This is a genomic window from Candidatus Zixiibacteriota bacterium (assembly GCA_014728145.1).
Lineage (GTDB): Bacteria > Zixibacteria > MSB-5A5 > JAABVY01 > JAABVY01 > WJMC01.
In genome coordinates this window covers 1-6,260 of sequence record WJMC01000151.1, presented here as the reverse complement: position 1 = coordinate 6,260, position 6,260 = coordinate 1, and the positions used below count along the sequence as shown (strand labels likewise).

The 6,260-nt window shown below is 45.4% G+C and carries 8 protein-coding genes; 2 read left to right on the top strand and 6 right to left on the bottom strand.

The features are described from left to right. Together GF404_09130 and GF404_09125 are read left to right on the top strand one after the other, a co-directional pair. Entirely contained in the window at positions 1-660 is a 660-nt protein-coding gene (locus GF404_09130; GenBank protein ID MBD3382346.1) for an NAD(P)H-binding protein, read from the top strand. A gap of 522 nt (positions 661-1,182) precedes the next feature. After that, entirely contained in the window at positions 1,183-2,085 is a 903-nt protein-coding gene (locus GF404_09125; GenBank protein ID MBD3382345.1) for an EamA family transporter, read from the top strand. Between the two features lie 96 nt (positions 2,086-2,181). Here the strand turns inward: GF404_09125 and GF404_09120 are convergent, their stop codons facing one another. The 6 genes from GF404_09120 to GF404_09095 form a co-directional block, all read right to left on the bottom strand. Continuing rightward, a complete protein-coding gene (locus GF404_09120) occupies positions 2,182-2,469 on the bottom strand; it encodes an RNA-binding protein (GenBank protein ID MBD3382344.1) in 288 nt (95 codons plus the stop codon). Between the two features lie 314 nt (positions 2,470-2,783). After that, positions 2,784-3,113, bottom strand: a complete 330-nt coding sequence (locus GF404_09115; protein ID MBD3382343.1) for a hypothetical protein — start codon at positions 3,111-3,113, stop codon at positions 2,784-2,786. Between the two features lie 101 nt (positions 3,114-3,214). After that, entirely contained in the window at positions 3,215-3,577 is a 363-nt protein-coding gene (locus GF404_09110) for a hypothetical protein (GenBank protein ID MBD3382342.1), read from the bottom strand. 168 nt (positions 3,578-3,745) lie between these two features. Then, on the bottom strand, positions 3,746-4,981 hold the full coding sequence (locus GF404_09105) for a PAS domain S-box protein (GenBank protein MBD3382341.1): 1,236 nt from the start codon (positions 4,979-4,981) through the stop codon (positions 3,746-3,748). 18 nt (positions 4,982-4,999) lie between these two features. Beyond that, entirely contained in the window at positions 5,000-5,419 is a 420-nt protein-coding gene (locus GF404_09100) for a response regulator (GenBank protein MBD3382340.1), read from the bottom strand. A 10-nt stretch (positions 5,420-5,429) separates the two neighbouring features. Further along, a partial coding sequence (locus GF404_09095; GenBank protein ID MBD3382339.1) for a hypothetical protein occupies positions 5,430-6,260 on the bottom strand: 831 nt, incomplete at its 5' end.

Here is a 6,260-nt window from a genome sequence, read left to right as displayed (position 1 = left end):
ATTGACATCGTGATATCATCCATTGGGATTACCAGACAAAAGGACAACCTCTCCTATATGGATGTCGATTATCGGGGAAATTACAACCTGCTTAAAGAAGCTGTCAATCACAGTGTCTCCAAATTCATTTACATATCGGCATTGCATAATAGCCAAAACAGGATATTGAAAATTCTGCAGGCGAAATTGAAGTTCGAAAATGAGCTGATTGGTTCCGGGCTTAATTACTCTATCGTTCGCACCAATGGTTTCTTCTCCGACATGCTTGAATACCTGAAAATGGCCCAAAAAGGCAAGGGCTATGTTTTCGGTAGTGGCGATTACAGGGTCAACCCTATCCACGGTGAAGATCTGGCTGAATTCTGTGTGGAGCAAACAAGTACCGGTAAACAAATCGTCGAGGTCGGTGGACCGGACATATTGACACACAATGAAGTCCTGAAGACTGCTTTCAATGTTTTCGGTAAGCCCCAAAAAATAGCCCGGATACCATTATGGATAAAAAGCATTGCTCTTATTTTTCTGAGAACATTTACATCGCTGAAAACCTATGGCCCCCTTGAATTCTTCTTGACGGTTCTGACACAGGACATGGTCGCTCCCATGTACGGCAATCACCATCTGAAGGACTACTATGAGAAGATGAAAAACCAGCTGTGAAAACCATTAAATGTAACTTCAGAAATTTACCGGTAACATCAGATTTTAAACAGTCTTTTTATCTGCAAAATCTAGATTTCAGCTTGATTCCCCGCGCCACATAGATATATTGTCAAACCTGAATTTAAAAGCTGGTACGGTTTTGTCGACGCGATGGACTGAAACTGATTAGACGAAAGGTTTAACAGCATATCCGGTCGGTTTTTATTCTGCCGATACTTATCCTGTATATTGACTGATTAACTTTAACAATGCTGAATGAGACCCCAATTACGAAGCCGTAGTAGCACACCGCCCCGTTACAGTTTTTGACGGGACCGCTACCACTTTTATCAATATCGATCTGCCGCATCGATGCTCTTCAGGGATCAGCGATATCTTCTAACTATTGCCTGAATTCATAGAAACACCTGGATTCTTCACAAAGTTGATCGAAAACCGGGGCTAAAGATAAAGCTTCCCCGGGCAGTATTGATTTTGTTTATTGCACTGAATCCGTAGTTCTCAAAATCGATGTAATCAATGAAACTTACAACTTTTATACTGCTTATCACAACCCTGATCGCATTCGCGGCTAATTCGATTCTATGCCGGATCGCGCTTGACTACAAATTAGCCGGGCCGGTTGAATTCACTCTCATACGGCTGTCAGCGGGTGTCGTTATGCTACTACCGTTGTTAATTTTCGCTCGCAGGTTAAAATCCAGATCTGCTACTGATCAACTGACCAGGAGCAGTGTTTTCAGGTTCAGGATAACGGACATTTACGGCGCAGTAACGCTGTTTTGCTACGCGCTGTTTTTTTCTCTCGCCTATCTTCGCCTGGAGGCTGGAAGCGGAGCCCTGATCCTCTTCGCCACAGTCCAGGTAACCATGATCGGGATATCGGTTGTCCGGGGTGACAGGCCGTCACTTCTGGCATGGACGGGTATAGTGATCTCGCTGGCAGGCCTGGTCTGCCTGCTCTGGCCCGGCCTGGAGGCGCCGTCGCTTGCGGGTAGTGTCATGATGGCGATAGCGGGAGTTTCATGGGGGCTTTATTCACTTCTGGGGCAGACCCGCAAATCTCCGGTTTTATCTACCGCGCGTAATTTTTTGTTTACGCTTCCGGCAGTTTTTATCTCGGGGCTGGTCATAGCTTCTGGCTTATTTAATACTGACGGATATCTTATCTCCGGCGGGGGATTGCTTCTGGCAGTGCTCTCAGGCGCGTTCGCATCGGGCGCGGGATATGTTATCTGGTACATTACCCTGCCCCGTATCAGCACAACAGTCGCTTCCGTTTCACAACTCGCGGTCCCGCTTCTGGTTGTCATCGGGGGAGCTTTTTTACTGGATGAAATACTCAATTTGCGAACGCTTCTGGCCTCGATTTTAATAGTAAGCGGAATTCTTATGACAATCAAAACAGGTTGCCCGGATTAGCCCGGATTTGGCAAAAAAAGAAACCGGTTTAAAACCGGTTTCTCTTTTTTTATCGATCAGATACTGAATTGACTATTTCTAACTCAGTCACTCTTCTTAATAAGAGTTGCGATAACCGCCACCTCCGCGATTTCCATTATCTTTTCGCGGTTTCGCTTCGCTGACATTGAGGGCACGTCCGTCGATTTCATGACCATTGAGGCCACTAATGGCTTTCATGGCTTCGTCCTTTGTTGACATTTCCACAAACGCGAAGCCTCTCGACTTCCCGCTGTATTTGTCAGCAATGATATTGACGGTTGACACATTGCCATATTCCTCAAAGGACTGGCGAAGCTGATCTTCTGTCGTATCGAACGACAAGTTTCCGATGTAGATATTCATCCTACACTCCGTAGTTGTTCATCTCGAACTTAACTGTTTTCCAGAATACTGGAACCTCTCGAGACAATAATAAAAAGGTGCGCACGATTGCGCGTCAATTCGAGGTTTCTCTTTAGCGGAGAGTTGTGGGTTTAGGACAAGACTGCGATAAAGGTCGGTCTCAAATCAATGTTCAGTGTTAATATACAATATTTATCGGCAAAAGTTTAAAATATTTCTTACAATTTTAAAATATTTTTCGAATTATGCCCGAATCATAAACCAAGCCCAGCTCAAAAACAGCCACAAAAACATAACTTATTGTAACTCATGCGTTAATTGATCTTCAGTATAGCAATCGCGCCGTCATCGGCCTCGAACCAGAGCGACTTGCGTTCGTCCCGGTCGGTCAATTCAAGGGAGACATCATCGATTTTTCCGAGGTTATGATAGTTCTCCAGGCCGGTTGAATCTCTGAGGGTAACTGTAATCACGTCCTCAAAGCGATCATCAGCCCTGATAGCCTGCAAAGCCCCTTTATCACGCAATATAACCGAGCCTTTCTGATCGCGGACTTCCAGAATCGAATCGGAATTCTTGAAACGCATCGAGAAATCGTTCACTAACCTCTGACGTCTCTTTGTCTTTGCCAGATCATCTAACATCTGCCTTCACCTCGCTTGAAAAGACTATATTATCATCTCACTATTGCATGTAATTTGCGGGTGCATGGGTGCGGGGAATATCATTTTCCTGTCAGTAAACATCATCTGTCACGCGATGAACCTATACCGTCATTTACAGGCTCGGAAAATATGACCGCAGAGTTGCTCCGGCTGTCTTTGAATTTTGCAACTGCAGTCATTAACACTCGATTGAGTTCATGGCTTGTGTTTTCGATATGATCCTCGAGATCGATAAACTGTTTCTGCTGTTGCCAGCGCAACCTGACGAAATCTTCCTTCATCTGCTCGATTTCTGTCTGAAGTCTGCCGATTTTGGAGCAAACCAACTTGAGCTTTGTTCTGCTCAAATCACGCGCTTCAGCTTCAATCCTCATTATTTCTCCCTGGCAGTCATTTATCCGGTCGAGTATGAGACCCAGGCTGTCCTGGTATTCTCTATCCATAAAGACCTCCTGATATTGACTTTGCGACTATAAATTTCTATTTAGTTATATATCGATTTGCAGACAAAGCGCAATATTACTTAAATACATATAAAATACGTATTGATATTACGAAACAAGATCGTAGATTCCAATTTGTCGAAGTGAGGAAAGGGCTTTTGTAAAGAGCTATTCCATGCTCTGCAAAAAGGAGGAGAGGTTATTGTCGCTTCCGACCAGTTCGAACTTGCGTCGGATCAGCTCCCTGTGTTTATGAACGGTGGCCAGGCTGATATTTAAAAAATCGGCGATTTCCTTGGAGCGCATCCCGTTTTTGATCATGTAGCAGATCTCCAGTTCACGCGGGGAAAGACGGGCCTGGCGCGATTTTATCTTGTCCAGAAACGGCGAGGCAATCTCGTCTAAATCTCTGTCTAGGATTTCAATAAACGGTCTCAGGTCAGGCGGAGCAATTTCGTGCAGGCGACGCAGAGTGTTTCTGACGCGGTTATCTATATTTTCAGCGATCCTCTGCTTGAGATTCTCCTTTTCGCTTTCAATGCGGCTTAAAACTTCCTCCAGCGCAATATTTTTCTTGTACAGGTCCTCTCTTTCAGCTTCGAGCTGACGGGTAGTTTCACGGAGCATCTTTTCGGTCTCTATATGCTCGGTTATATCGGCCATAAAGTTGAGAGTCGCCGGTTCGCCCTCCCAGTTGACCACCACGACCCGGTTTTCAATCCAGGCCAGGCGTCCATGTTTGTCCTCGATCCTGAAAGAATAAATCAGGGGCGCAGCCTCTCCCTTCATTCGGCGTTTGTAAAAATCAACGACCTTTCTGCGGTCGTCAGGATGGATAAACTGGTCCACCGGCCGGTCAAGCAGGTCATCCTCGCTGACACCCAGCACCTCGACCACTTTCGGGTTGACCATTACAAATTTGCCCTGCCTGATAACCGCGATCCCCTCGCTGGCATTTTCGATCACTGTGCGATGTCTTCTCTGGTACTTTCTGCTCTCTTCATCTAACCGGCGGTGTTCTCTGCGGATTTCTGCATCTGCGATCTCTCGTTCGATAGCCGGCACCAGACGATTCAGGTTTCCCTTCATTAAATAATCATTGACACCCAGACGCATTGCCTCCACAGCTTGCTCTTCACCTATTTTACCGGAAACTATGATAAACGGCAGGTCTGCGTCGTGCTCACGGACGATCTCGTAGGCTGTCAGCCCATCGAAGGAGGGCATGACATAATCGGATATCACGATATCCCAGCTGTTGGCTATGAGGGCGGATTTCAGGCTTCGCTCGGTCTGGACTCGTTTGTGCGTAAAAACCAGCCCTGAATCTTCAAAGTTTTTTATTATTAACTCCAAATCATCTTTGGAGTCCTCGATGACCAGGATATTGACGCTTTCTTTCATTTATATTCTCTCCGGCCTTTATTCTTTATATTCATTCAATACCAGCCAGTACATACCGAGTTGTTCAATTGCGTTGGCGAATTTCTCGAAACTGACCGGCTTCACGATATAGCTGTTGACTCCGAGCTCATATATTTTATTGATATCTTCAGTATCATCAGATGAAGTCAGGAGCACAACCGGAATGCTTCGGCTTTTAGACCTGTCCCGGATACCCTTCAGAACTTCATCACCGTTGATTCCAGGCAGTTTTAAGTCCAAAAGTATCAGGGTTGGCAAACCATTCTCAATATCATCAATAAAATCGAGTGCTTCCTCGCCGGAACTTACCCAGTTTATCTGATTCGCAATCCTGCTTTTTTTGAGCGTACGGATTATCAGCTCGGCATCATCCTGGTTGTCTTCCACTAAGAGAACATTTTTTGAATTGAATCGCATAACTGTATACCTATTTCAAAGAAAAATATATAACCGCTCCTTCTCCGGCTTTGCCTTCTGCACGAACCTCCCCGCCGTGGCGCTGGATTATTCGTTGCACGAGTGAAAGACCTATTCCCGTCCCACTGAAATGTTCTGAACTGTGCAGACGGGTAAACGGCTTGAACATCTCTTCAGATTTATCATTGTCGAATCCGGCACCATTATCCCGGACATAGTATTCTTCCCTATCGCCACTACGGATGCATCCGAATTCAATTACTGCATTGTCTTCTTCACGAGTGAACTTCCAGGCATTTTGAAGGAGGTTTTCTATTGCCTGTTGCAAAAGCCTCCGGTCCCCCTGAACCACAATGTCGTTTTCTATCCTGAATTCGACCTCGCGCTCAGGATATCTGTTTTGAAGCTCTTCGCCAAATTGTCTGGCCATTTCGCTCAAATTGACATCAGATTTTCCCACTTCCGTTTTTGTTATGCGGGACAATCTGAGAAGATCATCGATTAAATTAGTCATCTGTTCTGCATTGACGGAAATCCGTTCGAGATAATGACGTCCGGTATCGTTAAAATTTTCGGAAAACTCATCCAGCAAAATCTTACTGAAACCGTGCATCGCCCTCAAAGGTGCACGCAGGTCATGCGAGGCGGAATATGTGAAAGCTTCCAATTCGTTGTTGGTTGCCATTAGAAGGGCGTTATACTCGACTAAAACCGAGTTCAGGCGCATGATTTCTCCTTTTGCGGTGCGATATTCGGTGATATCCCGGAAAGTAATCAGCAACGTATCCGTTTTACCATCGATATTGGGAATCGGTCGACCGTTGACCAAAAGAATTCGTTT

What these genes read in the sequence shown, in the direction of transcription:
- GF404_09125 (MBD3382345.1), top strand. Translation starts at nt 1,183, where the DNA reads ATGAAACTTACAACTTTTATACTGCTTATCACAACCCTGATCGCATTC.
- GF404_09120 (MBD3382344.1), bottom strand. Translation starts at nt 2,469, where the DNA reads ATGAATATCTACATCGGAAACTTGTCGTTCGATACGACAGAAGATCAG.
- GF404_09115 (MBD3382343.1), bottom strand. Translation starts at nt 3,113, where the DNA reads ATGTTAGATGATCTGGCAAAGACAAAGAGACGTCAGAGGTTAGTGAAC.
- GF404_09110 (MBD3382342.1), bottom strand. Translation starts at nt 3,577, where the DNA reads ATGGATAGAGAATACCAGGACAGCCTGGGTCTCATACTCGACCGGATA.
- GF404_09105 (MBD3382341.1), bottom strand. Translation starts at nt 4,981, where the DNA reads ATGAAAGAAAGCGTCAATATCCTGGTCATCGAGGACTCCAAAGATGAT.
- GF404_09100 (MBD3382340.1), bottom strand. Translation starts at nt 5,419, where the DNA reads ATGCGATTCAATTCAAAAAATGTTCTCTTAGTGGAAGACAACCAGGAT.